Origin of the sequence: Novosphingobium aeonii (assembly GCF_052279045.1) — a bacterium.
In the GTDB taxonomy this organism is placed as follows: domain Bacteria; phylum Pseudomonadota; class Alphaproteobacteria; order Sphingomonadales; family Sphingomonadaceae; genus Novosphingobium.
Genome location: NZ_CP176832.1, coordinates 1,328,097 through 1,354,087, shown reverse-complemented (window position 1 = coordinate 1,354,087; position 25,991 = coordinate 1,328,097). Strand labels below are relative to the sequence as shown.

At 65.3% G+C, this 25,991-nt stretch carries 24 protein-coding genes; 7 read left to right on the top strand and 17 right to left on the bottom strand.

Translation table 11 applies throughout. From position 1 onward, the window contains the following. Positions 1-159 precede the first annotated feature (159 nt). Positions 160-951, top strand: a complete 792-nt coding sequence (locus tag ACLIMP_RS06845; protein ID WP_324698357.1) for an SDR family NAD(P)-dependent oxidoreductase — start codon at positions 160-162, stop codon at positions 949-951. A 30-nt stretch (positions 952-981) separates the two neighbouring features. Here ACLIMP_RS06845 and ACLIMP_RS06840 read toward each other — a convergent pair whose 3' ends face one another. From ACLIMP_RS06840 to ACLIMP_RS06775, 14 genes are all read right to left on the bottom strand, one after another. Further along, the gene (locus tag ACLIMP_RS06840) at positions 982-1,350 is read right to left on the bottom strand and encodes an EthD domain-containing protein (protein WP_324698355.1); all 369 of its coding nucleotides are present in this window, start codon (positions 1,348-1,350) and stop codon (positions 982-984) included. A 166-nt stretch (positions 1,351-1,516) separates the two neighbouring features. Continuing rightward, positions 1,517-3,208, bottom strand: a complete 1,692-nt coding sequence (locus ACLIMP_RS06835) for a flotillin family protein (protein WP_054440066.1) — start codon at positions 3,206-3,208, stop codon at positions 1,517-1,519. A 165-nt stretch (positions 3,209-3,373) separates the two neighbouring features. Then, positions 3,374-4,012 carry a YqiJ family protein gene (locus ACLIMP_RS06830; RefSeq protein WP_324698352.1) on the bottom strand — a complete coding sequence of 213 codons (639 nt, stop codon included), beginning with the start codon at positions 4,010-4,012 and terminating at the stop codon, positions 3,374-3,376. Further along, a complete protein-coding gene (locus tag ACLIMP_RS06825) occupies positions 4,005-4,727 on the bottom strand; it encodes a hypothetical protein (RefSeq protein ID WP_054440062.1) in 723 nt (240 codons plus the stop codon). The genes ACLIMP_RS06830 and ACLIMP_RS06825 overlap by 8 nt, the downstream gene beginning before the upstream one ends. 5 nt (positions 4,728-4,732) lie before the next feature. Continuing rightward, positions 4,733-5,947, bottom strand: a complete 1,215-nt coding sequence (locus ACLIMP_RS06820; protein WP_054440060.1) for a toxic anion resistance protein — start codon at positions 5,945-5,947, stop codon at positions 4,733-4,735. Between the two features lie 92 nt (positions 5,948-6,039). After that, on the bottom strand, positions 6,040-6,876 hold the full coding sequence (gene fdhD, locus ACLIMP_RS06815) for a formate dehydrogenase accessory sulfurtransferase FdhD (RefSeq protein ID WP_324698349.1): 837 nt from the start codon (positions 6,874-6,876) through the stop codon (positions 6,040-6,042). A 38-nt stretch (positions 6,877-6,914) separates the two neighbouring features. Then, positions 6,915-7,820 (bottom strand): formate/nitrite transporter family protein, encoded by a 906-nt coding sequence (locus ACLIMP_RS06810; RefSeq protein ID WP_054440056.1) that lies wholly within the window; start codon positions 7,818-7,820, stop codon positions 6,915-6,917. A gap of 51 nt (positions 7,821-7,871) precedes the next feature. Then, on the bottom strand, positions 7,872-8,861 hold the full coding sequence (locus ACLIMP_RS06805; protein ID WP_324698347.1) for an aldo/keto reductase: 990 nt from the start codon (positions 8,859-8,861) through the stop codon (positions 7,872-7,874). A 2-nt stretch (positions 8,862-8,863) separates the two neighbouring features. Continuing rightward, a complete protein-coding gene (locus ACLIMP_RS06800; RefSeq protein ID WP_324698345.1) occupies positions 8,864-9,820 on the bottom strand; it encodes a Gfo/Idh/MocA family oxidoreductase in 957 nt (318 codons plus the stop codon). Between the two features lie 65 nt (positions 9,821-9,885). After that, complete coding sequence (locus tag ACLIMP_RS06795) at positions 9,886-10,785, bottom strand: class III extradiol dioxygenase subunit beta (RefSeq protein WP_324698343.1); 900 nt, start codon at positions 10,783-10,785, stop codon at positions 9,886-9,888. A 1-nt stretch (position 10,786) separates the two neighbouring features. Next, complete coding sequence (gene ligA, locus ACLIMP_RS06790; RefSeq protein ID WP_324698341.1) at positions 10,787-11,239, bottom strand: protocatechuate 4,5-dioxygenase subunit alpha; 453 nt, start codon at positions 11,237-11,239, stop codon at positions 10,787-10,789. Continuing rightward, positions 11,236-12,261 (bottom strand): amidohydrolase family protein, encoded by a 1,026-nt coding sequence (locus tag ACLIMP_RS06785; protein ID WP_054440050.1) that lies wholly within the window; start codon positions 12,259-12,261, stop codon positions 11,236-11,238. The genes ligA and ACLIMP_RS06785 overlap by 4 nt, the downstream gene beginning before the upstream one ends. 2 nt (positions 12,262-12,263) lie before the next feature. Beyond that, positions 12,264-13,127 (bottom strand): NAD(P)-dependent oxidoreductase, encoded by an 864-nt coding sequence (locus ACLIMP_RS06780; protein WP_324698339.1) that lies wholly within the window; start codon positions 13,125-13,127, stop codon positions 12,264-12,266. A gap of 78 nt (positions 13,128-13,205) precedes the next feature. Then, positions 13,206-14,360 carry a LysR family transcriptional regulator gene (locus ACLIMP_RS06775; protein WP_054440047.1) on the bottom strand — a complete coding sequence of 385 codons (1,155 nt, stop codon included), beginning with the start codon at positions 14,358-14,360 and terminating at the stop codon, positions 13,206-13,208. A 102-nt stretch (positions 14,361-14,462) separates the two neighbouring features. Here ACLIMP_RS06775 and ACLIMP_RS06770 point away from each other — a divergent pair, with 102 nt between their 5' ends. The 3 genes from ACLIMP_RS06770 (at position 14,463) to ACLIMP_RS06760 (ending at position 16,835) form a co-directional block, all read left to right on the top strand. Continuing rightward, positions 14,463-15,536: a 4-oxalomesaconate tautomerase gene (locus ACLIMP_RS06770; protein WP_054440045.1), complete on the top strand. Its 1,074-nt coding sequence runs from the start codon at positions 14,463-14,465 to the stop codon at positions 15,534-15,536. 121 nt (positions 15,537-15,657) lie between these two features. Beyond that, positions 15,658-16,167: a c-type cytochrome gene (locus ACLIMP_RS06765; RefSeq protein ID WP_207906124.1), complete on the top strand. Its 510-nt coding sequence runs from the start codon at positions 15,658-15,660 to the stop codon at positions 16,165-16,167. After that, complete coding sequence (locus tag ACLIMP_RS06760) at positions 16,164-16,835, top strand: cytochrome b/b6 domain-containing protein (protein ID WP_324698336.1); 672 nt, start codon at positions 16,164-16,166, stop codon at positions 16,833-16,835. Before ACLIMP_RS06765 ends, ACLIMP_RS06760 begins: the two co-directional genes overlap by 4 nt. Before the next feature lie 77 nt (positions 16,836-16,912). Here the strand turns inward: ACLIMP_RS06760 and ACLIMP_RS06755 are convergent, their stop codons facing one another. From ACLIMP_RS06755 to ACLIMP_RS06745, 3 genes are all read right to left on the bottom strand, one after another. Continuing rightward, a complete protein-coding gene (locus ACLIMP_RS06755; protein ID WP_324698334.1) occupies positions 16,913-18,703 on the bottom strand; it encodes an acyl-CoA dehydrogenase C-terminal domain-containing protein in 1,791 nt (596 codons plus the stop codon). Positions 18,704-18,772: 69 nt separating this feature from the next. After that, positions 18,773-21,100 (bottom strand): 3-hydroxyacyl-CoA dehydrogenase/enoyl-CoA hydratase family protein, encoded by a 2,328-nt coding sequence (locus tag ACLIMP_RS06750; protein ID WP_324698333.1) that lies wholly within the window; start codon positions 21,098-21,100, stop codon positions 18,773-18,775. Beyond that, complete coding sequence (locus ACLIMP_RS06745; RefSeq protein ID WP_324698331.1) at positions 21,097-22,233, bottom strand: thiolase family protein; 1,137 nt, start codon at positions 22,231-22,233, stop codon at positions 21,097-21,099. The genes ACLIMP_RS06750 and ACLIMP_RS06745 overlap by 4 nt, the downstream gene beginning before the upstream one ends. 188 nt (positions 22,234-22,421) lie before the next feature. On the opposite strand from ACLIMP_RS06745, the gene ACLIMP_RS06740 reads away from it, so the two are divergent. From ACLIMP_RS06740 to ACLIMP_RS06730, 3 genes are read left to right on the top strand one after another with little or no spacing between them, the layout of a single operon-like run. Next, entirely contained in the window at positions 22,422-22,868 is a 447-nt protein-coding gene (locus ACLIMP_RS06740) for a DUF2147 domain-containing protein (RefSeq protein WP_054440036.1), read from the top strand. Positions 22,869-22,927: 59 nt separating this feature from the next. Then, complete coding sequence (locus ACLIMP_RS06735; protein WP_185997935.1) at positions 22,928-24,226, top strand: OmpP1/FadL family transporter; 1,299 nt, start codon at positions 22,928-22,930, stop codon at positions 24,224-24,226. After that, positions 24,226-25,935 (top strand): long-chain-fatty-acid--CoA ligase, encoded by a 1,710-nt coding sequence (locus ACLIMP_RS06730; RefSeq protein WP_054440032.1) that lies wholly within the window; start codon positions 24,226-24,228, stop codon positions 25,933-25,935. The genes ACLIMP_RS06735 and ACLIMP_RS06730 overlap by 1 nt, the downstream gene beginning before the upstream one ends. The last annotated feature ends 56 nt before the right edge of the window (positions 25,936-25,991 follow it).

Here is a 25,991-nt window from a genome sequence, read left to right as displayed (position 1 = left end):
GGCGCGGATGAAACGACGGGATGCGGTTCAATGCAAGAAGTATGAGCGACACTGTATCTTATTCCCCGGGGCGATGAGTGCCTCAGGCGCTGGCTAGACCTCCCGGCGCCCGTTACCACTTCGCCCGATGCCGAAGGAACGGCGCGAAAAGGAGAGGTCATGAGCGCAACCGTCATCATCACTGGTGCCGCCGGAGGCATGGGCCGCCCGGCCGCAACCCGTTTCGCCGCGCAGGGCTATTCCCTGCTCCTGTGCGATGTGAACGCCGAACGCCTTGCCGCGCTCGCATCGGAACTTCGCGCGGGCGGCACCGAAGTCTCGACCCTCGCCGGGGACATTTCCGCAGCGGAGTTCCCGCAGCAGCTGCTGGACGCATTGGGCGACGCCCCGCTGTTCGCGCTCGTTCACACCGCCGGGCTCTCGCCCACCATGGCAGAAGCGCCGCGCATTCTCGAAGTGAACTATTTCGCCACCGAAAGGCTTGTCGCCGCCCTCCTGCCCCGCTTCGAAGCGGGCGGATGCGCGGTGCTGATCTCGTCGATGTCGGCTTATCTGCTGGGCGACCCCGCCATGGTATCGGCTGTGCAGGACCTCGTCGCCGGCAAGGGCCGCGAAGGGGTGGACGGGCACGCAACCAATCCCGGCATGGGCTACACGCTTTCCAAGCGCGCAGTGATCGGCCTCGTCGGACGCGAAGCTGCAGCCTACGGTGCACGCGGCGTGCGGATCGTCTCGATCGCGCCGGGCTTCATCGATACCGAAATGAGCCGCGCCGAAGCCAAGGCCAGCGAACAGATGGTGCGGATGATGGGAATGACCCCGCTCGGCCGCCTCGGCGTGGGCGACGAAATCGCCTCGGTCGCGGAATTCCTCTGCTCTCCGGCGGCAAGCTACGTCAGCGGGTGCGACATCAAGGTGGATGGCGGAATCATGGGGCGGCTGGGAATCTGATCCCCCCGCCGGGGTGATTGCCCGCGGCTTTCACCCCGTCGATGCGCTTTCGTATTCCACCACCGTCGCGATCCGAAAAGAGGCGCGGTCGAACAGATTGCGCTCATCGGCAACGATCTCATCCGGCATCAGGCTGGTGGTGATATAGCCGAGCGTGGCGCGATAGATCGCCTCGTCCTCGAACCAGAGTTCGGTAATGACGTCCGGCCCATCAAGGAAGGCGCCGGTTTCGGGATGGACTTGCGGATCGACATAACGCCGGATGTAGCGACTGACCCCGCGCGAATAGCGTTCCGCCAGCGGCGCATGACGCGTCTCGTAATAAGCGCGGAACTGCTCGACCGTCAGATCGGGCCGACGCTTCATGAACAGCAGGATCTTGTGGAATGGCCCGGCCATGACGCATATCTCCCGTTCCACCGGTTCGTCCGGCGTTCGCGGGATGGCCTAACATGGCCTTTCTCCGGAAGGCAGGGCGGGCCGTGCCGCCACGGCGATAAGGGACGCCAGGCGGTCCGGCGTCCCTTTATTCTGTCAGGCAAACCATTCCAGCCGCCCGATCACCTCATTCGGCTTCGCCGAGCGGCGCGCCCCTGGCATCATTTGCGGCGGCTACGATCGGAACCGAAGCGGGCGCCTGCACCGCGCCCTGCACCAGATTCGCAAGCGAAGCACCGTCGAGCCCCAGTTCCTTCATCAGCCCGTCGATCACCGGCGCCTGTGCCCGATAGGCCAGCGCCGCGCTGACCGCGTCGTTGGCCAGATTGCCCGAACCACCTGCCGCAGCCGGGGAAGCTCCCGCGCCGCCCTTCTGGGTCAGCCCGTCAACCTGCACGATCTTGATCGAATCGATAGCCTCCAGCGGCCGCACGGATTCGCGCACGATTTCCGGCAGTACCTTGAGCAGCGCCAGCTTCATCTGGAGCGAGATCTGGTCGGACGAAAGGAGGTTCGCCGCCTCGTTGACGGCACGCTGACCGGCCGCCTCGACCTCGAAGCGCACGCGCGACGCTTCGGCGCGGAGCTTTTCCGCTTCGGCCTCACCTTCGGCGGCCAGCCGGAAGGCTTCCGCCCGGTTGGCAGCCGCCTCGCGCTCCGCCTCGGCCTCTACCTTGATGGAGATCGCCTGCCGCTCGGCTTCCTTGCTGGCCTCGATCAGTTCGATACGCTTGACGCGCTCCGCCACCTCGGTTTCACGGCTGGTGACGACCTGTTCCTCTGCGGCGACCGCCTTGGCGCGCGCCTCATCGGCCTCCGCCTTGGCCTGGCTTTCCTCGCGGCTCTTGTTCTGGATCGCGATCTGCTGGCCCTGCCGCGCCAGTTCGACGGCCTGCGCCTGCGCGATCTTGGCCTGCTGGATGGTGCGGTCCGATTCGATCTGCTGGGAATCGACCTGCTGCTTGGCGATGATCCGGGCTTCTTCCGCCTCACGGCTGCGCAGCGCCTGTTCGCGCGCCACTTCCGCGGCCTGTTCCGCGCGGCGCATCTCGATCTCGCGCTCCTGCTCCAGCTTTGCGAACTCGTTGTCGCGCTGGATCGAAAGCGAAACGCGCTCCGCTTCGAGGTTCTTCGTCTCGATCTGGACGCGGGTGTCCTGCTCGATGTCGTTCCGGGCCTTCTTGCGCAGTTCGATCTGCTCGGTCAGCTTGGTCAGACCCTCGGCATCGAAAGCGTTGTTTGCGTTGAAGTGTTCGATCGAGGTCTGGTCGAGGCCGGTCAAGGAGACCGATTCCAGTTCCAGCCCGTTCATCGCGAGATCGGACGAGGAGACCTGCTGCACCTTCTGCACGAAATCCGCGCGCTGTTCGTGAAGCTGGTTCATCGTCATGCCTGCCGCCACCGAGCGCAGCGCATCGACGAACTTGCCTTCGACGAGTTCCTTCAGCGCCTCGGGATGCATGGTCCGCGCGCCAAGCGTCTGCGCCGCCATGGCGATGGCGCCCGCATCCGGGCGGACGCGGACGTAGAATTCCGCCTTCACGTCAATTCGCAGTCGATCGAGAGTGATGAGCGCATCCTGGTTCTTGCGCTCCACCGCGAGACGCACGGTGTTCATGTTCACCGGCATCGTCTCGTGGAATACCGGCAGGACCAGCGCGCCGCCGTTCATCACGACCTTTTCACCGCCGAAGCCCGTGCGAACGAACCCGATTTCCTTCGAGGCACGCTTGTAGAGCCGCGCCAGCATGAGGCCGAGCGCCAGGAACAGGACCAGAGCGATGCCGGCCAGAATCGCGATGCCGACGAGGTCTTGCATGTTAAGAATTCTCCCGTTGATGCCCGCCCGAGAAAAATGGCGCGCGAGCATTGAATTTCACGGAAGTTCTTATCCGAAATTCGCAAAATCTTCCATAAAAACCGGGCCGGTTTGCTCGATTTTCAGTGCTTTAATCGAACCGATCCGGAGTTTCCCATCCTCAATTCAGTCAAGGCGCGGAAGATAGTGGTCGCCCCGGGCGATGCCCTTGAATACATCGCCATCGCGGCGGACCAGCAGGACCTTTTCGCCCTGCACGAAGCGCTGGCCGTGCTCGTCGGGCTCGACCATGACATTGTGGGGCTGCCCATGGAAATCCACCACCCGGCCCCGCGCGGGACTGCCCGGCGTTGCCGTGCCGACGAGAATCTCCGCCTCCCGGCCGACGAGGGCGGAAATGTCGATCGCGGTCGTCTCGTCCTGCGGGATGATCCGCCCCAGCCCGCGCGACAGCATGCCGCTGACCGGCAGCGAAGCGAGGCCGACGACCGGGGCGACCAGCCATGCACTCCAGGTGTGGCCCGTCAGCGAGAGCAGCAGTTCCTGCGCCGAAATGCCCACCAGCCCGAATACGGTGAGCAGCAGCATCAACCACATCAGGAACGGCACGCGGCCGATGCCGAGAACCGAAAGCAGGCCTGCGTCGATCCCGCCATGCGCATGGACGCCGGCATGGGCATCGACATCCGCGTCACCGCCCAGAAAGTCGCCCGCGCCCACGATCTGGAGCAGCGCAAACATCAGCATCAGCGCCAGCGCGACGGAGAACGGCAGGCTCCCCGCCCGCGTCAGCAGGTCAACCATCGTCGCGGGCGTCGATATACTTGGTTTCGAGAAAGCGTCCGCGCGTCGCCAGCGCGTCGAGATCGTTGCGCGACAGATCCAGACTCATCGTCTCGATCTGCCCGGCGATGACATCGAGGCCCTCGACCAGTTGCTGCGAAGGCGTGGTTCCCCCGGCATGGGGCTTGTTCCGCAGTTCTGCGGGAATCCGGGTATAGCTGTCCACCAGCGAGGGCAGGTGTTCGGACAGCAGCTTCCGCACCTCGCGCGCGGCGGGGCCGCTATCCTCCAGCGTGGCGAGTTGCGGCGCCAATTGCTCCAGGCGCACGCCGATCATGTCCACCGCGTCCACCGCGGCATTGGGCAGGGCGCGGCGGCGGCTTTCCAGCCAGAGTTCGGTCGATCCCGCCAGTTCCGGCAATGTCGCGCTGCCGAGTTGCTCGGCACGGGGCCGGGGCGAAGAAGGATAGATCGAGAGAACGATGAACACCGCAAAGGCAAGCAGCGTGGTGAGCACCGTCGTCGTGAAGGAAAGCCCGCCCAGGATGAGGCCCGCCGTCAACGCCACGATGAAGATGCCGAACAGCGCCAGGAACGCCCGACGAATGCGGCGCCAGCGGAAGTTCCAGCGCTCCTTGCGCGCGTTATAAAGCCGCGCCGCGCGCTGGCGGCGGGCGGCGCGGATGATTTCCTGGTTCACGGCACTGCGATTGCGGGGAGTGACGGGATTGGCCATGGCGGTCAGTCGAGCGCCTCCAGCATGGCTTTCGCCGCCTTGTCGCTACCCAGCGCGGTGCCTTCGGCCTGCCCCTGCGCGCGGGCGATATAGGCCTTGGACTTCGTGACCTCGCCTTCGAGCGATTGCACCGTCTGCTTCATCGAATCGAGCGCCTGCATCTTGAAGGTGTCGATCGAATCCATCGTGTCGTAGATGTTCTGGAAGGCGCGGCTGAGGGTTTCCAGCGGGATCGTGGAATTCGCCGCCTGCTCGTGGATGCGGGCGGTGTTGTCCTTCAGCATCTGGCCGGTGCCGTCGATGATCCGCGCGGTCGTGGTGTTGAGCGCGGTGATCTGGTCCAGCACCAGCTTCTGGTTGGCCATCGCCTGCGCCACGGTAACCGCGGTGCGCAGCGCGCCGACGGTGGTGGTGGAAGCCCGGTCCACGCCCTTGATCAGTTCGACGTTGTTCTTCTTGACCAGATCGAGCGCGAGGTAGCCCTGCACCGAAACCGCCATCTGCGTCAGCAGGTCCTGCGTCCGCTGGCGCACGTAGAACAGCGCGGATTCGCGCACCGCCTTGGCCTTGGCAGGGTCGGTATGGTCGAGATCGTTGGCCTTCTGCTCCAAGGTCTCGTCCAGCGCCTTCGACATGAAGATCATCTGTTCGAGCTTGCCCATCGCCGCCCAGAGGTTCTGCCGCTCCACGTCGATACCGGCATTGTCCATCAGCAGTTCGTCCTTGCCCCCCTGCAGGCGGGCGAGGATCGCGCTGATGTGGCCCTGCGCGCTCTGATAGCCGTCGAAGTAGTTGCGCAGCTTGTTGCCCATCGGGATGATCCCGAAGATCTTGCGGCGCGAGAGCAGGTCGCCCTTGGTCGAGGGGTCGAGGTCTTCCACCGTGCGGCGCAGCTCGGCAAGGTCGGCGCCGACGCCGGCGTCCTTGTCCATCGCCCGCACCGGACGATCGAGGAAGCGGTTGGACTGGCCGGCGGCCTCGGAAATCTCCTTGCGGCCCATGTTGGTAATCTGGTCGACACGGCGGCCGAATTCGGGCGAGTTAACGTCCTGGGACACCAGGTCGTTCACGAATTCATCGACGCGGACCTGCAACTTGGACTTCTGCTCGTCGCCCACGGGGACGAGACCGGCCGCCTTCTCTGGCTGGACCACCGGCACCGGATCGGGAGGCGTCAGCTTCAGCTCGCCTGTGGTCGCCTGATCGGTCGTAGTGGCCATGGAAGAAAGTCCCGTCCTTCAAGAAGTGTAGTCGTCGTCTGCGAATCTAGGATTGCGCGCGAATACTGCAAGCAAAACAGGAAGACGCCGGTTTACGGTTCGACGAGCCGCATGGCACGTTCGTCGGTCTCGTCGCAGTCGTGTACCAGCAGCATCGTATCGTCCCGCGCCACGAAGCACAGCTTCAGCCCCGCCGCCCGCGCCCGGCGAACGGCCAGGTCGGTGGGTGCGGAAATCGCGACGAGCAACGGGCAACCGGCGCGCGCGGCCTTCTCCACCAGTTCGTAGGAACAGCGCGAGGTGACGATCATGAAGCCCGCGCCCGGATCCATCCCGGCCCGGGCGAGCGCGCCGACCAGCTTGTCCAGTGCATTGTGCCGCCCCACGTCCTCGCGCACCAGCACCATGCGGCCGGACTCGTCGCAGAAGGCGGCGGCATGGGTGGCATGTGTCTCGCGCCCCAGCGCCTGCCCGGCCTGCAAACCGTCAAGCCCGCGCCGGATCGCCGCTGCCGTCGCCCTGCTCGGCCGCTTCAGCACCGGCAGCGGACGCAATGCCGCTTCCACGCCTTCGATGCCGCAGATGCCGCAGGAACTGTCTCCCACGCGCCGCCGCGCCCGCGCCACGATCGCGCCGATGCGCTCAGGCGGCAGGTTCACGCGGGCCACGTAGCCGGTGCCCCATTCGCCGTTCTCCACCCGGTGCACGGCCACTTCGCCGACTTCGTCCGCCTCGGCGAGCCCCTCGGCCATCAGGAAGCCGGTCACGAAATCCTCGATGGCGGTCGGAGTCGCCATCATCACGGCATAGGCGATGCCGTTGGTCTCGATGGCGATGGGCGCCTCTACCGGAATGGCGAAACGTTCTCCCGCGCGCAGGTCCGTCCCGTAAGCATTGCGGCGGACCGTGATCGTCTTTGCACCATTCATCTCGCCGTCCTAGCCTGCATGCCGGGCAAGGTCATCCGTCAGATTTCGGCCTTGATCTGCGCAAAGGCCAGAAGCGCGAACAGACCGGTGCCGCCGATCACATTGCCGACCAGCGTGGGCGCCAGATGGAGAGCGAAGGCATCGAGCATCGGTATCTCGCCGTGAAGGACGAGGAGGAACATCTCCGTCGATCCCGCCACGACATGCGCGAAGCCGCCCGCCGCGATCAGCCAGGCGAAAAGACCGACCACGAAAATCTCGAAGCCCTTGGAACTGGGCAGCATCCACACGAATGCGGCGATGAAGAAGCCCGCGGGAATGCCGTCCAGCAGCGCGGTCAAGCCGCTGGCCTGCGCGGCCTTGCGAGAGACATCGAGCATGCCCGCCAGCGTGGGATGCGCGGGATCGGCGAAGATGTCGATCAACAGCGCTGTCAGGAAAGTGCCCACGAGGTTGGCGGCGAGCACGATCGCCCAGAGCCTTGCCGTGCGCCATAGCCGCTCCACATTCGGCCCTGCCAGCAGCGGCAGCACGGCCGTGAGCGTGTTCTCCGTGAAGAGTTGCAGGCGTGAGAGCACCACCAGCACGAAGCCCATGGCATAGCCGAACGCGGAAATGAGTTCGCGCTGGGGGTGATCCGCGAAAGACTGGTGGAGCAGGCCCTGCGCGAAGACCGATGTGGAAATGCCGATGCCCGCGGCGATGCCGGACCACCAGAGCGACATGGCGGGGCGGTGGAGTTCCTCCTCGCCCTCGCGCCGGATCACCGAGAAGACGGTGATCGCCGAAAGCCGCAGGTTGTCCTTGATCTGGCCGCGTTCGTGGCCGGTCAGGCCGGATTCGTCGGCCTCGATCTCGCGGTCGGATTGCCGGCGCTCGGGATCGTCGTGCGAAAGATCGCTGGCGTCGTCGGTTTCCGGGTCGGTCTGGGCGGCATTGTCCATGCCGTCAGAACCGTCCCGGAGAGCCTATGTTCCGTCAGGGCTATCGGCCGGTCAGGCGTAGTCCTCGGTATCGATGGTCGGCTTGATCATGTCCGGGTAGCGATGGCCGGCAATGGTCTGCTGGTTCATCAGCGCGCCCGCCTTCTCCAGAACGGCCGCGTCGATTTCCAGCGCGGCGGCCGCGTGATTCTGGTCGAAGTGGGGAATCGAGCGGGTGCCGGGGATGGCATGGACGTGCCCGGCCTGCGCGAGGACCCAGGCCAGCGCCAGCTGCGCCGGGGTGACGCGGATCGAGGAGGCGAGAGCGTTGAATTCCTCGATCAGCGCCAGATTATGCGTCCAGTTCTCGCCGACGAAGCGCGGGAAATTGCGGCGCAGGTCCTTCTCGGTGAGCGTGTTCACATCGGCCAGCTCGCCGCCCAGCGCCCCGCGCGCGACCGGCGAGAAGGCGACGAGCGCAATCCCGAGTTCGCGCGTGGCGTCCAGCACGCCCAGTTCGACATTGCGCGTCCAGAGCGAATATTCGGTCTGCACCGCCGCCACCGGATGCACCGCGTGTGCCTCACGGATATGCGCGGTGGACCATTCGGACACGCCATAGGCGCCGATCTTGCCCGCCTCGATCGCGCGCACCATGGCGCCCACCGACTCGGCAATCGGCACCTTGGGATCGAAGCGGTGCATGTAGAACAGATCGATGTGATCGGTGCCCAGCCGCTTCAGGCTGGCGTCAAGCGAGGCGGTGATGCTCTCCGGCGCGCAGTCGATGCCGCGGCGGGCGCCGTCGATCAGGATGCCGGTCTTGGAGGCCAGCAGGAACTCGCCGCGCCGGTCCATGATCGCTTCGCCGAGGATTTCCTCGCTCAGCCCCATGCCGTAGATATTGGCGGTGTCGAAGTGATCGCAGCCCGCGTCCAGCGCGTGGCGGAACAGGCGGGCCGCCTCCTCGCGAGACGGCGGATTGCCGTAGGCCCAGGCCACATTCATGCAGCCGAGACCGACGGAGTGGACCGGACGGCCCGCGAGGAGGCGTTTTGCCATGATCAGGACCAGCCGTCCTGCGCTTCGAGGCTCTGCGCCAGTTCGCCGATCACGCGGTAGCAATCGAGCACCTTGCCGACCGACGAGTTGGGCTCACGCCCTTCGCGGATGGCGGCGACGAATTCGCGGTCCTGAAGCTCGATGCCGTTGTTCGACACGGTGACGCCGGTGAGGTCGATCGGCTCTTCACGGCCGTTCACCAGATCGTCGTAACGCGCGATGTAGGTCTCGCTGTCGCCGATGTAGCGGAAGAAGGTGCCGAGCGGGCCGTTGTTGTTGAACGAGAGCGAGAGCGTGCAGATCGCGCCGGTCTCAGCCTTCAGCTGGATCGACATGTCCATGGCGATTCCCAGTTCCGGGTGCTTAGGCCCCTGCAGCACGTTGGCAGCAACGATCTTGCCCGACTGATAGGCGAACAGGTCGATCGTGTGCGCGGCGTGGTGCCACAGCAGGTGGTCCGTCCACGAGCGCGGCTGGCCCTTGGCGTTCATGTTCTTGCGGCGGAAGAAGTAGGTCTGCACGTCCATCTGCTGGACGTTGAATTCGCCCGCGGTGATCTTGTTGTGCACGTACTGGTGCGAAGGATTGAAGCGGCGGGTGTGGCCGACCATGCAGACGAGGCCCGTTTCCTTCTGCTTCGCCACGACGGCTTCGGCATCGGCCCAGCTGTCCGACAGCGGAATCTCGACCTGCACGTGCTTGCCCGCGTTCATGCAGGCGATAGCCTGCTGCGCGTGCATCTGCGTGGGGGTGCAGAGGATCACGGCATCGACGTCGGGCAGCGCCAGCGCTTCGGCCAGATCGGTGCCGGAGTGCAGCGCGCCGTACTTGGCGGCGACTTCGGCAGCCTGCTCGGCCGAGCGGCTGATGACCGAGGCGATCTCTACGCCATCGATGTTCTTCAGGCCGTCGAGATGCTTTTCACCGAAAGCACCCGCGCCTACGAGGGCAATACGCATGGAAATCTCCTTGGAAACTCTATCAAGGGAAGGAGCGTGCCGGCGTCAAGCACCGGCACGCGGAATCAGTCTGCGAGATGCTGCGAGGCCGCGCCTTCGACGGTCGTCGAGGACGGCACGTCGCCATTCACCGGCTCCAGCACGATGTGGCCGACCGCCGTGTTGCTGGCAGGCACATGGTAGAAACGCCGCAGTTCGCGGGTTTCCTTGCCCAGCGCGCCGCGCATGATCAGCCACATGACCATCTCGATGCCTTCGCTGCCGGTTTCGCGCAGGTATTCGATATGCGGAATGCACCGCAGTTCCTGCGTGTCGCCCGACAGCTTGTCGAGGAACATGTTGTCCCACTCGGCATTGATGAGGCCCGCGCGCGGACCCTGAAGCTGGTGGCTCATGCCGCCGGTGCCCCAGACCTGCACGTTCAGGTCCTCATCGAAGCTTTCGACGGCGCGCGCGATCGCCTCGCCCAGCGCCCAGCAGCGGTTGCCCGACGGCGGCGGATAGGTGACGACGTTGACCGCCAGCGGGATCACCTTCACCGGCCATTTTTCCGGCTTGCCGAACATCATCGACAGCGGAACGGTAAGGCCGTGATCGACGTCCATCTCGTTGATGATGGTCATGTCGAATTCGTCGAGGATCAGGCTCTGGGCGATGTGCCAGGCAAGGTCCGGATGGCCTTCCACGTCGGGCACCGCGCGCGGGCCCCAGCCCTCGTCCGCCGGCTTGTAGCTTTCGCCGCAGCCGATCGCGAACGTCGGGATGATCTTCATGTCGAAGGCCGAAGCGTGATCGTTGTAGACCAGGATCACGACGTCCGGCAGGTTCTCCGCTTCCCACTTCTGGGTGGGCGCGAAGCCTTCCTGGATCGGCTTCCAGTAGGGATCTTCCCACTTGTCGAAGTCCGACGCGACGCCGAGCGCCGGGATGTGGCTGCAGGCGATGCCGTGCGTAATGCGGGCCATCTCAACGGTGCTCCTTGATGGAGCGCTGGCCCTCGGGCGAGCGGCCCCCGGCGATCATCATCGCCTGATAGTCTTCCAGCTTCATGCCGGTCATCGTCGAGACGGCCTGAAGGAAGCTCAGGCCATCGGTCGAGAAGACCTTGGCGAGGAAGTAGATGTTGCCGCCCAGATCGAGCAGGCGGTTGTAATCGCGGGTGAGAACGCCCTGCTTCTGGTCCTCGGTCATCGGCCATTCGTCGAGATAGGCGCGCTCGTCCGCCTTCCAGCGCTCGCGGTTTTCCGCCTTCATCAGGCTCATCGCGAACTGGTTCAGGTGATAGCCCTGCCGCGCGCGCTTAGCGGTGTAGACGCGCGTGCCCGGAATATCGTCGAACTCGCCGAGATAGGCGTGGATGTCGATCGGACCACCCGCATTCTCGCAAGGATTCTTGTCGGTCGGATTCTTGTCGGTCACAGGCCACGTTCCTTGAGCTTGGCGTCAAGGCGCGGGAAGACCTTGCGCACGTTGCCTTCGAAGATCGCGTGGCGCTCCTCGTCGGAGATGTCGAGCGCATCGACATAGCGCTTGGTGTCGTCGAAGTAGAAGCCGGTCTGCGGGTCGATCCCGCGCACCGCGCCGACCATTTCGGAGCCGAACAGGATGTTCTTGTTGTCGATCACGTCGGCCAGCAGGTTCACGCCCGGCTGGTGGTAGACGCAAGTGTCGAAGAACACGTTGTTCATGATGTATTCGTCAAGCGAAGGCTTCTTCAGCATGTCCGCCAGACCGCGATAACGGCCCCAGTGGTACGGCACCGCGCCGCCGCCGTGCGGGATGATGAAGCGCAGCTTGGGGAACTTCGCGAAAAGATCGCCCTGCATCAGCTGCATGAAGGCCACGGTGTCCGCCGCGATGTAGAAGCCGCCGGTGGCGTGCATCGCCGGGTTGCACGAACCCGAGACGTGGATCATCGCCGGAACGTCCAGCTCGCTCATCGCCTCGTAGATCGGGAACCAGTATTCATCGGTCAGCGGCGGATGCTCGAAGTGGCCGCCGCCCGGATCGGGGTTGAGGTTGCAGCCGATGAAGCCCAGTTCCTCGACGCAGCGGCGCAGTTCCTTCACCGAGGCGGAAAGGTCCGCCTTGGGGCTCTGCGGCAGCATGCACACGCCCACGAACGTCTCGGGGAACATGTGGACCACGCGGGCGATAAGATTGTTGCAGTGGACCGCCCATGCCTCGGACATGGCCTGATCGCCGACATGGTGCGCCATCGCGCTGGCGCGCGGGCTGAACACGGTAAGGTCGGCGCCGCGCTCCTTGATGAGGCGAAGCTGGTTGTCCTCGATGGTCTGGCGGATCTCGGCGTCCGAGATTTCCGGGTAGGGCGGCGCGGCTTCACCGGCCTTGAACGCGGCGATCTGGGCTTCGCGCCAGGCGTCATGCGCCTTGGGCAGGACGGTATAATGTCCGTGACAGTCGATGATGAGCGACATGCTCAATTCTCTCCCTTGAGTACGCCTGCCGCGACTGCCGCCGCGAGCTTGGCTTCGAATCCTTCGGGCGGCGGCACCAAGCCCAGCGCGCCCAGCGCCTGCTGCCAGGCAACGGTGTTTTCGGTCATGAGCGGCGGGATGCCCAGCGAACGCAGCATTTCCGCCGCCTCATCCATCTCGGCGGCGCGGCGGCGGCCGTGGACCAGCATACGGTCGAGATTGTAGTCCGCGCGGCTTGCCCAGGGAATGGTCTTCTCGCTGGCGTCGAGCGAGGACAGTACCTCGTCCGCCACGCCTTCGGCATGGGCGGCCATCATCATCTCGGCGGTCAGCGCCTCAAGCCCCTTGACCATGACCGAGCGCACCAGCTTGATCGCCGAAGCCCGGCCGACCGCATCGCCGACGACACGCACATTGGTGAAGCCCACCGCCGTCAGCGCGCTTTCCGCCTCTGCGGCATCGGGGCCGGACACCAGCAGCGGCACCTTCATCCGCGCGGGGTTCACAGGCGCGAGCACGGCCACGTCGACATAGCGGCCCTTGCCTTGAGCGATCACCTTTGCGGCCGCCCGCTTGGTGCCCGGCGCGACCGAGTTCATGTCGCAGAACAAGGCGCCCTCGCCCAGGAGCGGTGCGACCTGTTCCGCCACCAGCGGCGCAGCATCTGCGGTGACGAGCGAGAGCACCAGCGAGGCGCCCGCAAGCGCCTCGGCCGCGCTGTCGCAGGCGGTGATACCGAGTTCGGCCATGACGTCACGGCACGCGGGAAGAATGTCGAAGGCACGAGCCTGCGCCGACCAATCTCCTGCTCCCGCGAACGTCGATCCGGCTTCTCCAAACCCGATAAGGGCGATCGATCTGTCCATGCCTCCTGTCATGCCCCGATTGGCTGAAAGCGGCCAATTGGAACCACCCGGAAGCTATAAGCCCTGCCTAAAAGCAGCTCAGCGCGAAACCTCCCGCGCCGCCCATTCCAGATCGGCGAAAAATTCGCTCTGAACCTCGGTCGGACGCAGGGAAGCGCGGGTCGTCATGCCGATATGGCGGGTGAATTCGGCCGGAAGCCGCGATAACTCGCAGAGCCAGCCCGCTTCCAGTTCCACCGTCACCTGATCGGGCGAGAGCACAGTAAGGAAATCACCGCCCATCATCACTTGCCGGATCATCATCACCGATCCCGATTCGACCGGCACTTCCGGCAGCGGCACGCCGTGCTCCTCGAAATAACGCTCGAAACTGTCGCGCAGCGGCGTGCCGCGCGGCGGCAGCGTGAAGGGAAAGCGGGCGACATCGGCAGCGCGGGGGTTCGTACCTTCCAGCGGATGCCCCTTGCGGCCGTAGACCGCCGGACGATCCTCGAAAAGCGGATGCTGGATCAGGTCGCCCTCCACCAGCGGATCGCGCAAGGCGCCGACCATGAGATCGAGCGTGCCGTTGCGCAGCGGTTCGACCAGCTCGGCGCGCGATCCCTCGACGATGTTGAGCTTCACCCTGGGCCGCCGCGACAGGAATCGGGCCACGGCGGCGGGCAGGATGCGGGCACGGGAAAGCGGCATGGCGCCAATGGCGATGCGCCGCGTTTCCAGCCCGCGCAGCGCCTCGACCTCGGAAAGACCGGCCTCCAGTTCGACTTTCGCCAGGCGGAATTCGCGGGCGAGCTGGGTGCCGGCCTCGGTGGTGATCACGAACTTGCCCTGCCGCGCCACCAGCGGCCGCCGCAGCGCCAGCGCCAGATCGTTGACGGCGCGGTGGATCGAAGGAAGCGACAGCCCGGTTTCCTGTCCGGCCCCGGCATAGCTGCCCGTTTCCGCCAGCGCGAGCAGCGCCCGCAGGCGCGACATGGTGACGTGCGGGCTCTGGATATGGGAAAGCGCCGCGCCGATGCGGGGGGCGAGGATTTCTCCGGCCCGGGTCGGGATCATGCCATCGTGACGACGCTCGAACAGCGGCAGCCCTATCATTGCCTCAAGCCGCCCCAACGCCTGTGTTATCGCAGGCTGACTGAGGTTTACGGCCAGGGCGGCGGCATTGACCGTCCCCAATTCGGCGATCTTGGCGACTGCACGCAGATGCCGAAGGTTGAAGTTCCAGATGTCCATGGGGCCACTCTTAGCCAAATCCTATGGCGCGTCCAAAGTTTCTCTTTCCCCCTTCCCGCACGCTCCGGCAGGAAGCCGACTGCGGGACAAGGAGATGGCGTGATGAGTGCAACCGGGCCGGTCGAGCAGGGCGTTCGCTGCATGTGGATGCGCGGCGGCACTTCCAAGGGCGGCTATTTCCTCAAGAGCGACCTTCCCGAAGACACCGCGGCCCGCGACGCGTTCCTGCTTTCCATCATGGGCTCCCCCGATCCGCGCCAGATCGACGGCATGGGCGGCGCCGATCCGCTGACCAGCAAGGTGGCCGTCGTCAGCAAATCCACGCGCGAGGGCATCGACGTCGACTACCTGTTCCTTCAGGTCTTCGTCGATCAGGCGCTCGTCAGCGACCAGCAGAACTGCGGCAACATCCTCGCCGGGATCGGCCCTTTCGCCATCGAGCGCGGGCTGATCGAGGCCCGGGGTGACGAAACCGCCGTAGCCATCTTCATGGAGAATACCGGGCAGGTCGCCGTCGCCACCGTGCAGACGCCCGGCGGTATGGTCTCCTACAAGGGCGAGGCCGCGATCGACGGCGTTCCCGGCACCCATGCCCCGATCCCGCTGGAATTCCGCGACACCGCCGGTTCTTCCTGCGGCTCGCTCCTGCCCAGCGGCAACGCGGCCGACGAAGTGAACGGCGTGCGCGTGACCCTGATCGACAACGGCATGCCCTGCGTCGTCATGAAAGCCGAGGACGTGGGCGTAACCGGCTACGAGGACCGCGAGAGCCTTGACGCCAATACCGAATTGAAGGCCAGGATCGAGGCCATCCGCCTTGCCGTGGGCGAACGGATGAACCTGGGCGACGTCAAGGACAAGTCGGTTCCCAAGATGATGCTGGTCGCCCCGCCGAAGCACGGCGGCGCGGTGACCGTGCGCAGTTTCATTCCCCACCGCGCCCACGCCACGATCGGCGTGCTCGGCGCGGTCTCGGTGGCCACGGCCTGCCTGATCGAAGGCTCGCCCGCCGCCGAAGTCGCCCAGATCCCCGAGGGTCGCCGCAAGACGCTGTCGGTCGAACATCCGACCGGCGAGATGTCTTGTGTCCTCGACACGGACGAGGGCGGCGCCGTCAAGAGCGCCGCCCTCCTTCGTACCGCGCGCAAGCTGATGGACGGGGTGGTTTTCGGGTAAGCATCAAAAACCATTCGCTGCATGGCAACAACAACGGTTATCAAGCGCTTGGGACCAAGGCCGACGGGCAAACAAGTACGGCCTCCCCGCTTTTTGGAAGATACCTGCCAGGAGCAGCGACATGGCATCGAAGACCATCCTGACGACAACCCTAGCCGCATTTGCGCTGGCAGCCGCCATGACCGGCTGCAAGGGCTCCGAACCCGCCGCGACCACGACGAACGCCTCGGGCGAGCCGGTGGACGTTTCCGAGACGATCGAGGCGCGCGAAGCCAATTTCAAGGCGATCGGCAAGGCCAACAAGGCCGCAAAGTCCGCACTGGAGGCCGCAAGCCCCGACTTCGCCACGGTCGCCGCCTCGGCAACCTCGATCCAGACCGATGCGGGCAAGATCGTCGGCCTGTTCCCTGACGGCAGCGGCAAGGAATCGGGCGAGAAGACCGAGGCCCTGCCCACGATCTGGCAGAAGCCTGCCGAATTCAAGGCTGCGGCCGACAAGCTGGCAACCGCAGCCGGCAACCTCAAGGTTGCGGCCGACGCCAAGGACGCCAAGGCCGCGACACTGGCGATGGGTGAGATCGGCGGAGCCTGCAAGGGCTGCCACGACACCTTCCGCGAGAAGAAGCAGTGAGTTCACACAAGGGTGCGGCGACCGTCCGCACCCCGCTGTGGGACTGGCCCGTCCGAATCATCCACTGGAGCTTCGCCCTGTTGATCCCGGCGCTCTGGTGGACGGCCGAAAACGGCGAGATGGGCTGGCACACCAGCATCGGCACGATCCTGATGCAGTTGGTGGTGATACGCGTGCTCTGGGGTTTCGTGGGCAGTTCGACGGCGCGATTCTCCTCGTTCGTGCGCGGGCCGCGGGTGGTGCTGGGACATCTGCGTTCACAGAACGACACGCCGACCGCCGGGCATAACCCCGCAGGCGGCTGGAGCGTCGTCGTCCTGCTCGGCCTGATGGCACTGCAAATCGGGCTAGGCCTCTTTGCGGGCGATCCCGACGACGGCACGACGGGGCCGCTTAATCACCTCGTCTCCTCGACGGCGGCGAGCCGCGTGACCGACCTGCACGAAACGGTGTTCTACCTGATCCTCGCGATGATCGTGCTGCACCTTGCGGCGATCATCTATTACCGCGTCATCAAGCGCGACAACCTGATCGCACCGATGATTACCGGCGCCCGCGCCATGCCCGCCGGGACGACCAGCATGGTGAAGGCACCGGTCTGGCGGCTGATCGCCTGCATCGTCGCGGCCTGGCTGACAGGCTGGGTGGTCTGGGTCGGCGCGGCCTGAGATTGCGCTATAAAAAAGGGGGCGGGCAAATGATGCCCGCCCCCCCTTTTCATTTCGGCGATCCTGAACGCGCTACCTCAGAACATGTCCGCTTCGAGCGCCATCATCGAAGCCTTGCCCGACTTGATGGCGAAGAACGCTGCAGTGGCCTGTGGCAGCAGACGGTCGAAGAAGAACCGGGCAGTCGCGATCTTGGCGGTGTAGAACGCCGCCTCGCCCGTGCCTTCGTCCAGCCGCGCCTTGGCGATCAGCGCCGCCTTGGCGAAGCAGTAACCCATGGCGACAAGACCGAGCAGGCGCAGATAGTCGGTCGCGGCGGCACCGGCTTCCTCGGGGTCCTTCATGCCCTTCTGGGCAATCGTGCCGGTCGAGAGCTGCAGCGCACCGAAGGCCTTTTCCAGCCCCTCGATCATCTTGCCGAAGGTTTCGTCCGCCTTGTTCGCCTCGATGAAGTCCGAAACGGGGTGGAAGAACGAACGCAGGTAGCGACCCGCGTGCGCGGGCATCTTGCGGCCGACGAGGTCGAGCGCCTGAATGCCGTTGGTGCCTTCGTAGATCATGGCGATGCGGGCATCGCGCACGAACTGCTCCACGCCGCTTTCGGCGATGTAGCCGTGGCCGCCGTAGACCTGCACGGCAAGGTTCGCGCTTTCATAACCGCAGTCGGTGAAGAGCGCCTTCACCACCGGGGTCATCAGCGCGATGAAGTCTTCCGCGCGGGCCTTCACGGCGGGATCGGTCGCGTGCTTTTCGGCGTCGAGCGCGCGGCTGACCCAGGCGCCGAGCGCGCGGCAGCCTTCGTTGTAAGCGCGCGCGGTCATCAGCATGCGGCGCACGTCGGGGTGGACGATGATCGGATCGGCCGGGCCCTTGGGGTTCTTCACGCCTGACAGCGAGCGGCCCTGCACGCGGTCCTTGGCGTACCACACGGCGGACTGATAGGCCGCTTCACCCACGCCAAGCCCCTGAATGCCCACCGAAACACGTTCGGTGTTCATCATCTTGAACATGGCTTCCATGCCCTTGTTCGCGGTGCCGACCAGCCAGCCGATCGAATCGTCGAAATTGAGCTGGCACGTGGCCGAGGCCTTGAGGCCCATCTTGTGCTCGATCGCCGCGACCGAAACGCCGTTGGACGGGCCGGGCGTGCCGTCTTCCTTGGGAAGATACTTGGGCACGAGGAACAGCGAAATACCCTTCACGCCTTCCGGGGCATCGGGAAGCCGCGCGAGGACAAGGTGGATGATGTTCTCGGTCAGGTCGTGCTCGCCCGCCGAGATGAAGATCTTCGCGCCGGAGATCTTGTAGCTGTCGTCACCCTGAGGAACGGCCTTGGTGCGCAGCATGCCGAGGTCGGTGCCGCAGTGCGGTTCGGTAAGGCACATCGTGCCCGACCATGTGCCCTCGACCATCTTGGGCAGGTAGGCCTGCTTCAACGCGTCGCTGGCGTAACCCTCGATCGCGGTGGTCGCGCCGTGGGTGAGGCCGGGATAGAGGCTGAACGACAGGTTGGAGGAGCAGATCATCTCCTCGGTCAGCTTGTTCAGCGCTTCGGGCAGGCCCTGCCCGCCCCACTCGGGATCGGACGCCAGCGCGCACCAGCCGCCTTCGCGGAACATGTCGTAGGCTTCCTTGAAGCCTGCGGGAGTGCGGACCACGCCGTTCTCCAGCGTGCAGCCCTCGATGTCGCCGCTGCGGTTCAGCGGCAGCAGGACTTCCTGCGCCACCTTGGCGGCCTCTTCCAGCACGGCGTCCACCAGATCAGGCGTGAATTCGGCCAGGGCTTCGAGATTGCCGAAGCCGTCATCGTTGTGGAGTTCGTGGAGCACGAACTTCATGTCGCGCAGGGGCGCTTCGTAGACTTGCATGTCACTCTCCTCGCGCGCGCCGCCGGATCACCGACGGGCGCGCATTCATACCTTATCAGTTACGCAGCATCAGTTCCGCAGGGGCTTGCCGGTTTCGAGCATGTGCTCGACGCGGGCGACCGAACGGCCATCGCGCAGGCGGCCCATGAAGGCATCGCGTTCCAGCTTGAGCAGTTCGCCCTCGCTCACCGTGTCGACGAGGTCGAACTCGTCGCCGCCGGTCAGCACGTCGGCCAGCACGCCGGAGACGACCACGTCGTAGTCGGTCGCCATGCCGCGCTTGTGGAAGCCCTCGACAGCCAGACCAAGCGCCGTGCGGCCACCGGCGCCGGGCAGCTTGAACTCGGGTGCTTCGGGCGGGGTGTAGCCTTCCACCAGCGACAGCGCCTTCTGCTTGGCATCGTAGAGCAGGCGATCGCGGTTCATCGAGATGCCGTCATCCTTGCGCAGGATCATCATCTCGCGCGCCTGCTGGGCAGACTTGGAGACTTGCGCGGTGGAGACCATCTCGAACACCTTGGCCACCGCCGGCATCGGGCCCTTGGGCATGCCCGGGGCCTTGCGCCAGCGGTCGATCATCTCGCCATTGCCGCCCCAGCCCGGAACGAGGCCGACGCCGCATTCCACGAGGCCGCAGTAGAGTTCGGCATAGGCCTGGATCGCGTCGCAATGCAGCAGGATCTCGCAGCCACCGCCCAGCGCCATGCCGGCAGGCGCGCCGACGACGGGGAACGGAGCGTACTTCAGGCCCTTGTAGGCCAGCTGGCCGCCGGCAACGAGCTTCTCGATCTCGCTCCACGCCGCGATGTTCACCGCGAAGAGCGCGAGGCCAAGGTTGGCGCCTGCCGAGAAGGTATCGGCATCGTTGTAGACGACGAGCGCCTTGTACTGCGCCGCCACCAGCGGAATGGCCTGCCCGATCAGCTTCATGACTTCGCCGTCGAGCGCGTTCATCTTGCCGGTGAATTCAAGGCAGACGACACCGTCGCCAATATCCCAGAGCGCCGCCGAGGCGTTCCTGAGGATGGGCCTCGACGAAAGCTTCACGTCGGCAAGGCGCATCACGCCTTCGGGGCGGACGATGTCGCGGTATTCGCCGTCAAGGCCGAGGAACTGGCGCTTGCCGTTCTCGATCCGGTAGAACGTGCGGTCTCCCGCCACGGTCAGAATCTCCGGCACGGCCTTGCCTTCGGCGGCGAGGCGTTCGGCAAGATACCTGGCGCCGAGCTTGTCGATCATCTCGAACGGGCCGGCCTTCCAGTTGTAGCCCAGCTTCATCGCATCATCGACGGCAACCACGTCATCGGCGGCCGAGGGCACGAGGCTGGCGGCATAGGCCAGCGTGGCGCCGAGCACGGCCCAGGCGTAAGCGCCGATATCGCCCTTGCTTTCGACCAGCGCCTTGAGGTCGCCCTTGGCGGCAGCACCGCGCGGGCCCTGCGCGGTCACGGTCGGGCGATATTCGCCGGTCTGGAGGTCGATGGTTTCCTTGCGGCGACCGGCCTCCTTGTTGAGGCGGTAGAAACCGCCCTTGCCCTTGCGGCCGGTGTAGCCTTCGCCGATCATCTTGTTGATCAGCGGGATGTCGCGGGCAATGCCGTGATAGAGGTCGCCTGCGGGCAGCGTCGAGGTGAGGCTGGCCTGCAGGTGCGGCATCAGATCAATGCCGACCAGATCGACAAGGCCGAAGATGCCGGTCTTGGGCACACCCATCGGCTTTCCGGCAATGGCGTCGGCCAGTTCGACGGTGATCCCCATGTCGAACGCGGCGTTAAGGCCAAGCTGGATCCAGTAGGTGCCGATACGGTTGGCGATGAAGCCCGGGGTATCCTTGGCCTTGACCACCGTCTTGCCGAGCGAAATGTCGGCGAACCGTTCGACCCTGGCGGCAACGGCAGCGTCGGTGGCGGGGCCGGTGACGATCTCCAGCAGGCGCATGTAGCGCGGCGGGTTGAAGAAGTGGGTGATCAGGAAGTCGCGCTTGAACGCATCCGAACGCCCTTCGACCAGATTGGCAAGCGGGATCGTCGACGTGTTCGACGAAACGGCGGTGCCGTCGCGCTTCACTGCTTCGAGCTTGGCGTAGAGGCCCTGCTTGATGTCGAGACGCTCGATCACCGCCTCGATCACCCAGTCACACTCGGCAACCTTGTCCAGATGATCTTCGATGTTGCCGGTTTCGACCAGCTTGGCGGCGGACTTGCTCATGAACGGCGCAGGCTCGGTCTTCAGCATCTTCGCCACCGCGCCTTCGGCCACCACGTTCCTGTTGGTCGCGTCCTTTGGAACGATGTCGAGCAGCAGCACCGGCACGCCGGCATTGGCGACCTGAGCGGCGATCCCGGCACCCATGGTACCGGCGCCGATCACGCAGACTTTTTTGATGGTGTCGCTCATTCCACCGACTCCAGGATCGTGGCGATGCCCTGACCGCCGCCGATGCACTGGCTGGCGAGTGCATACTTGCCGCCTTCGCGCTTCAGCAGCGAGGCCGCCTTGCCGACGATGCGCGCGCCGGTGGCGCCCAGCGGGTGGCCGATGGCGATCGCGCCGCCGTCGATGTTCACCTTGGCAGTGTCGAGGCCGAGGTCCTTGATGCAGGCCAGCGCCTGCGAAGCGAAGGCTTCGTTCAGTTCCACCACGTCGAGATCGCCGGCAGCGATGCCCGCGCGCTCAAGCGCCTTCTGGCTGGAAAGGATCGGGCCAAGGCCCATGGTTTCCGGCGCACAGCCCGACACCGCGACCGACTTGATGCGGGCGAGGATCGGCAAGCCGTGGGCGCGGGCATATTCCTCGGTGGTGACGAGCACGGCGCTGGCGCCGTCCGTCAGCGGCGAGGAGGTGCCGGCGGTCACCGATCCTGCGGCATCGAACGCGGGCTTCAGGCCGGCAAGGCCCTCTGCGGTGGTTTCGCCGCGAATGGTGCCGTCTTCGCTGACGAGGCCGGTCTTGGTCTGGATCGGCACGATCTCGTCGGTCAGCTTGCCGGCGTCACGCGCGGCCGAGGCCTTCTGCTGGCTGGAGACCGCAAGCGCTTCCTGATCGGCGCGCGAAATCTGGTACTTGGTGGCGACGTTCTCGGCGGTCTCACCCATCGACATGTAGGCCGCGCTCTTCGCCGCCAGCGCCGGGTTGGGCAGCGGGTTGAAGCCCATCATCGGCACGCGGCTCATCGATTCGACGCCCGCGCAAACGAACACTTCGCCCGCGCCGATGGCGATCTGGCCCATGGCGTAGTGGATCGAGCTCATCGAGGAGCCGCAGAACCGGTTCACGGTCATGCCGCCGACCGAGATCGGCAGGTCTGCCAGAAGGCCGATGAGGCGTGCGACGTTGAAGCCCTGCTCGCCTTCGGGGAATGCGCAGCCGACAATTACGTCTTCGATATCAGCAGCTTCCACGCCGGTCTTCGCGATCAGGCCGCGAATCACCTGGGCGGCAAGGTCGTCGGGGCGGACGCGGGCCAGCGCGCCCTTGTTGGCCAAGTGGAAGGGCGAGCGGGCGTAACCCGCGATCACGACACTTTGCATGCACTCTCTCCGTGGGCGGACGCGCCTTGGGCTTTTCCCGAAGCTGCGTCGTCGTCTTCCCTAAGGGTGCAATTCTTTCCCTATACGTCAAGCAAATTTTGGGTTACGACAAATCAGCATCCCACCGTAAGGGCCCCGTCCCGCCGGTGAGAAGATGTCCGATTGGAGAGACGATGGAGAGGTCGCTCATGAGAAATTGGAAACCCGTGGGGCTGGCATTGGTTGCCGGCGCGGTGCTGCTCGCTCCCGGCATAAATCCGGCGTTCGCGGCCGGAAACGACTCCGTCGTCGGCAAGTGGCGCACGCCTTCGAAGCACGGCGTGGTCGAACTGGGCCGCTGCGGCGAATCGGTCTGCGGACGAATCGTCGATTCGGATGGGCTGAAGGCCAACCCCGACCTTCGAGACATCAACAACAAGGACACCACCAAGCGCACCCGCAAGGTGAAGGGCCTGCAGATCGTCGGCGGGTTCAAGGCCAAGGGGAACGAATGGGTCGAAGGACAGATCTACAACCCTGAGGACGGCGGCACCTACAAGGCGACGATAACGCCTGTCGGCGCCGACACCCTCAAGCTCAAGGGCTGCATCGTCTGGCCCCTGTGCAAGACCCAGACCTGGACGCGCATTCCCTGAGGCGCGCCGGGAAAACGACAGAGGTTCAGGGAATGAAGATGAATTGGGAGATTAGGGACATGAAACGCACTTCGGGCCGCATCCTTCTTGCAGGTACCGCATCGGCCATCGTGCTCGGCTTCGCCGGCTCGGCCCATGCACAGGCCTTCTACCTTCAGGAACAGTCGGTACGCGCACAGGGACGCGCCTTCTCGGGCGAGGCCGCCGATACCGGCGTCGACTCGCTCTGGTGGAACCCGGCGGCAATCGGCGGCCTCGATGGCGGCCAGGCCTCGGTCCACGCCAGCGTCATCCTGCCGCGCGGCAAAGTGGTGGACGACGGCACCGTGATCGTCCGCCCCGGCCAGGCTCCCGCCCCCGTCGGCGGTAACGGCGTGGCCAAGAACCCCATCAACAACGGCGTGCTGCCTTCGGGCTCGATCGCTTATGGCACCGGCAAGTTCGCCTTCGGCCTGACGGTGACTTCGCCCTATTCGTTCACCACCAACTATGATGCCGACAGCTGGGCGCGCTACTCGGCCGACAAGACCAAGCTGCGCACGATCGACATCCAGCCGAGCGTGGCCTTCCAGCCCTTCGAAGGCTTCTACGTCGGCGCCGCCGCCAATGTCGAATATGTCGACGCGACCCTCGGCAACTACCTGCCCAACCTCTCGCCCCTGCTCGCGGACGGCCATCAGCAGCTCAAGGGCAATGGCTGGGATGTGGGCTGGTCGGTCGGCGCGCAGTACCACAACGGCCCGGCCTCGATCGGCGTCGCCTACAAGTCGGCGATCAAGCACAAGCTCAAGGGCACGCTGACCATCGACGGACTGCTCGGCCCGCTCGCCCCGCAGAACACCTCGCTCGACGCCAACGCCGAATTCTCAACCCCGTGGCAGGCGATCATGTCCGGCCGCATCAAGGCGACGAAGCAGCTCACGCTCAATGCGCAGGTCGTGGCCTATGGCTGGAGCAAGTTCGATTCGATCGACCTCGGCGCGCCGATCAACCAGTCGATCCCCGAGAACTACAAGGACGGCTTCTCCTACGCGTTCGGCGTGGACTACGACGTGAGCCCGAAGTGGACGGTTCGCAGCGGCGTCCAGTACGGCGAGACCCCGACCTCGAACGGCAACCGCGATGCCCGCGTGCCTGACAGCAACCGCTGGAATTTCTCGGCCGGCACCACCTACAACATGAGCGAGAAGATCGCGATCGACGCGGCCGCATCGTACATCACCTTCAAGGATGCACCGATCGACCGCATCACCGCGGCCTATCCCGGCACCGCCGCGCAAACGCCCGTCATCACCAACGGCAGCCTCCAGAACGCTTCCGCTCTGGTGTTCTCGCTCGGCGCGCGGGTGTCCTTCTGATGGGCGCCGCGGCGACGATCGGCGGCCACTCCGTCCCGGAAACCTCCTCCCAACACCCGGAAGAGATGCCGCCGATCGCGCCGCGGTTGCTCACCGACCTGCTCGACCATGCCGTGGAAGCCCACGGCGCCTGGCCGGCGATCGACTTCATGGGCCGCAAGTGGACCTACAGGGAGATCGGCGACCTGTCCCGCCGCGCGGCGCGGGGGTTCCAGGACCTCGGCGTCAAGCGGGGGACGCGGGTGGGGCTGTGCCTGCCCAACACGCCCTATTACGTGATCTGCTACTTCGCGATCCTGCGCATCGGCGGGATCGTGGTGAACTTCAACCCGCTCTACACCGAGCGCGAGATGGCGCATCTGGTGGACGATTCGGGCGCGGAATTCATCGTCGCCTCCGACCTTGCGCTGTCGCTTCCCAAGATCGAGCCGCTCGTGGGGAAAGGCGCGCTGCGCCGGGTCGTGGTCTGCCCGATCGCCGATGCCCTGCCCCGGCTCAAGGGCCGCGCCTATCGCCTGCTCAAGCGCAAGGACATCGCGCATGAGCCGCATGACCTGCGCTTCCTGCGCTTCGCTGACCTCATCGCGCGCGATGCCGATCCCGATCCGGTGGAGCGTTCGCCTTCCGACCTTGCCGTGCTCCAGTACACCGGCGGGACCACCGGCGTGCCCAAGGGGGCAATGCTGAGCCACGCCAATCTCGCCGCCAATTCGGCGCAGATGATCGCGCACGTCGGCCACATGCCCGAACAGCAGGAGCGCACGCTCGGCGTGCTGCCGCTGTTCCACGTCTTTGCGCTGACCACCGTGCTCAACTACTCGGTGGACACCGCGGCGGAGATGATCCTCCTGCCGCGCTTCGAGATGAAGTCGTTCCTCGCGACCGCCAAGCGCACGAAGCCCACGCAGTTCTTCGGCGTGCCCACGCTCTACACCGCGCTCAACAACCAGCAGCTCCACGGCGAATTCGACCAGGTGCGCGTCTGCATCTCCGGCGGCGCGCCGCTGCCGCTGGAAGTGCGCCAGAAGTTCGAGCAGCGCACCGGCGTGCGCGTGGTGGAGGGCTACGGCCTGTCCGAAGCCTCGCCGATCATCGCCTGCAATCCACTGGAAGGCGATGTGAAGGACAACTCCTGCGGACCGGCCTTCCCCGGCACCGCGCTGGAGATCCGCGATCCCGACAATCCGCACCGGATCATGCCCCAGGGCGAGCGCGGCGAAGTCTGCGCGCGCGGGCCGCAGGTCATGTCCGGCTACTGGAACCGTCCCGAGGAATCGGAAAAGACCTTCATCTTCGGCGCCTTGCGCACCGGAGACGTTGGCTATCTCGACGAAGACGGCTATCTTTTCCTCGTGGACAGGATCAAGGACATGATCCTGTGTGGGGGATACAACGTTTATCCGCGAACGATCGAGGATGCGCTTTACGAGCATCCGATGGTTCACGAGGCGATCGTGATCGGCGTGCCTGACGCCTATCGCGGGCAAGCCCCCAAGGCATTCGTGGCGCTGCACCCGGGGGACGTCTTGGACCAGGATACATTGATGGCCTTCCTCAAGGAGCGGCTCAACAAGATCGAGATGCCCAGCAGCATCGAGTTTCGCGACAGCCTGCCCAAGACGCTCGTCGGCAAGCTCTCCAAGAAGGAACTGGTCGAGGAAGAAGCCGCGCGCCGGGCCGCGGGATCGGCCCAAGGGTCCGCTGCGTGACCGGAACCGGGGCAGCCTTGACACCTGAAGAGAACACGCCGGCCGCCGAGGCGGGC

Excerpts from the sequence above, each read along its gene's own strand:
- ACLIMP_RS06770 (WP_054440045.1), top strand. The coding sequence starts at position 14,463 with ATGAGTGCAACCGGGCCGGTCGAGCAGGGCGTTCGCTGCATGTGGATG.
- ACLIMP_RS06755 (WP_324698334.1), bottom strand. The coding sequence starts at position 18,703 with ATGCAAGTCTACGAAGCGCCCCTGCGCGACATGAAGTTCGTGCTCCAC.
- ACLIMP_RS06735 (WP_185997935.1), top strand. The coding sequence starts at position 22,928 with ATGAAACGCACTTCGGGCCGCATCCTTCTTGCAGGTACCGCATCGGCC.
- ACLIMP_RS06835 (WP_054440066.1), bottom strand. The coding sequence starts at position 3,208 with ATGCAAGACCTCGTCGGCATCGCGATTCTGGCCGGCATCGCTCTGGTC.
- ACLIMP_RS06845 (WP_324698357.1), top strand. The coding sequence starts at position 160 with ATGAGCGCAACCGTCATCATCACTGGTGCCGCCGGAGGCATGGGCCGC.
- ACLIMP_RS06750 (WP_324698333.1), bottom strand. The coding sequence starts at position 21,100 with ATGAGCGACACCATCAAAAAAGTCTGCGTGATCGGCGCCGGTACCATG.
- ACLIMP_RS06765 (WP_207906124.1), top strand. The coding sequence starts at position 15,658 with ATGGCATCGAAGACCATCCTGACGACAACCCTAGCCGCATTTGCGCTG.
- fdhD (WP_324698349.1), bottom strand. The coding sequence starts at position 6,876 with ATGAATGGTGCAAAGACGATCACGGTCCGCCGCAATGCTTACGGGACG.
- ACLIMP_RS06820 (WP_054440060.1), bottom strand. The coding sequence starts at position 5,947 with ATGGCCACTACGACCGATCAGGCGACCACAGGCGAGCTGAAGCTGACG.
- ACLIMP_RS06840 (WP_324698355.1), bottom strand. The coding sequence starts at position 1,350 with ATGGCCGGGCCATTCCACAAGATCCTGCTGTTCATGAAGCGTCGGCCC.
- ACLIMP_RS06795 (WP_324698343.1), bottom strand. The coding sequence starts at position 10,785 with ATGGCCCGCATTACGCACGGCATCGCCTGCAGCCACATCCCGGCGCTC.
- ACLIMP_RS06800 (WP_324698345.1), bottom strand. The coding sequence starts at position 9,820 with ATGCGTATTGCCCTCGTAGGCGCGGGTGCTTTCGGTGAAAAGCATCTC.
- ACLIMP_RS06745 (WP_324698331.1), bottom strand. The coding sequence starts at position 22,233 with ATGCAAAGTGTCGTGATCGCGGGTTACGCCCGCTCGCCCTTCCACTTG.
- ACLIMP_RS06740 (WP_054440036.1), top strand. The coding sequence starts at position 22,422 with ATGAGAAATTGGAAACCCGTGGGGCTGGCATTGGTTGCCGGCGCGGTG.
- ACLIMP_RS06830 (WP_324698352.1), bottom strand. The coding sequence starts at position 4,012 with ATGGTTGACCTGCTGACGCGGGCGGGGAGCCTGCCGTTCTCCGTCGCG.
- ACLIMP_RS06775 (WP_054440047.1), bottom strand. The coding sequence starts at position 14,360 with ATGGACATCTGGAACTTCAACCTTCGGCATCTGCGTGCAGTCGCCAAG.
- ACLIMP_RS06810 (WP_054440056.1), bottom strand. The coding sequence starts at position 7,820 with ATGGACAATGCCGCCCAGACCGACCCGGAAACCGACGACGCCAGCGAT.
- ACLIMP_RS06780 (WP_324698339.1), bottom strand. The coding sequence starts at position 13,127 with ATGGACAGATCGATCGCCCTTATCGGGTTTGGAGAAGCCGGATCGACG.
- ACLIMP_RS06805 (WP_324698347.1), bottom strand. The coding sequence starts at position 8,861 with ATGGCAAAACGCCTCCTCGCGGGCCGTCCGGTCCACTCCGTCGGTCTC.
- ACLIMP_RS06825 (WP_054440062.1), bottom strand. The coding sequence starts at position 4,727 with ATGGCCAATCCCGTCACTCCCCGCAATCGCAGTGCCGTGAACCAGGAA.
- ACLIMP_RS06785 (WP_054440050.1), bottom strand. The coding sequence starts at position 12,261 with ATGTCGCTCATCATCGACTGTCACGGACATTATACCGTCCTGCCCAAG.
- ACLIMP_RS06730 (WP_054440032.1), top strand. The coding sequence starts at position 24,226 with ATGGGCGCCGCGGCGACGATCGGCGGCCACTCCGTCCCGGAAACCTCC.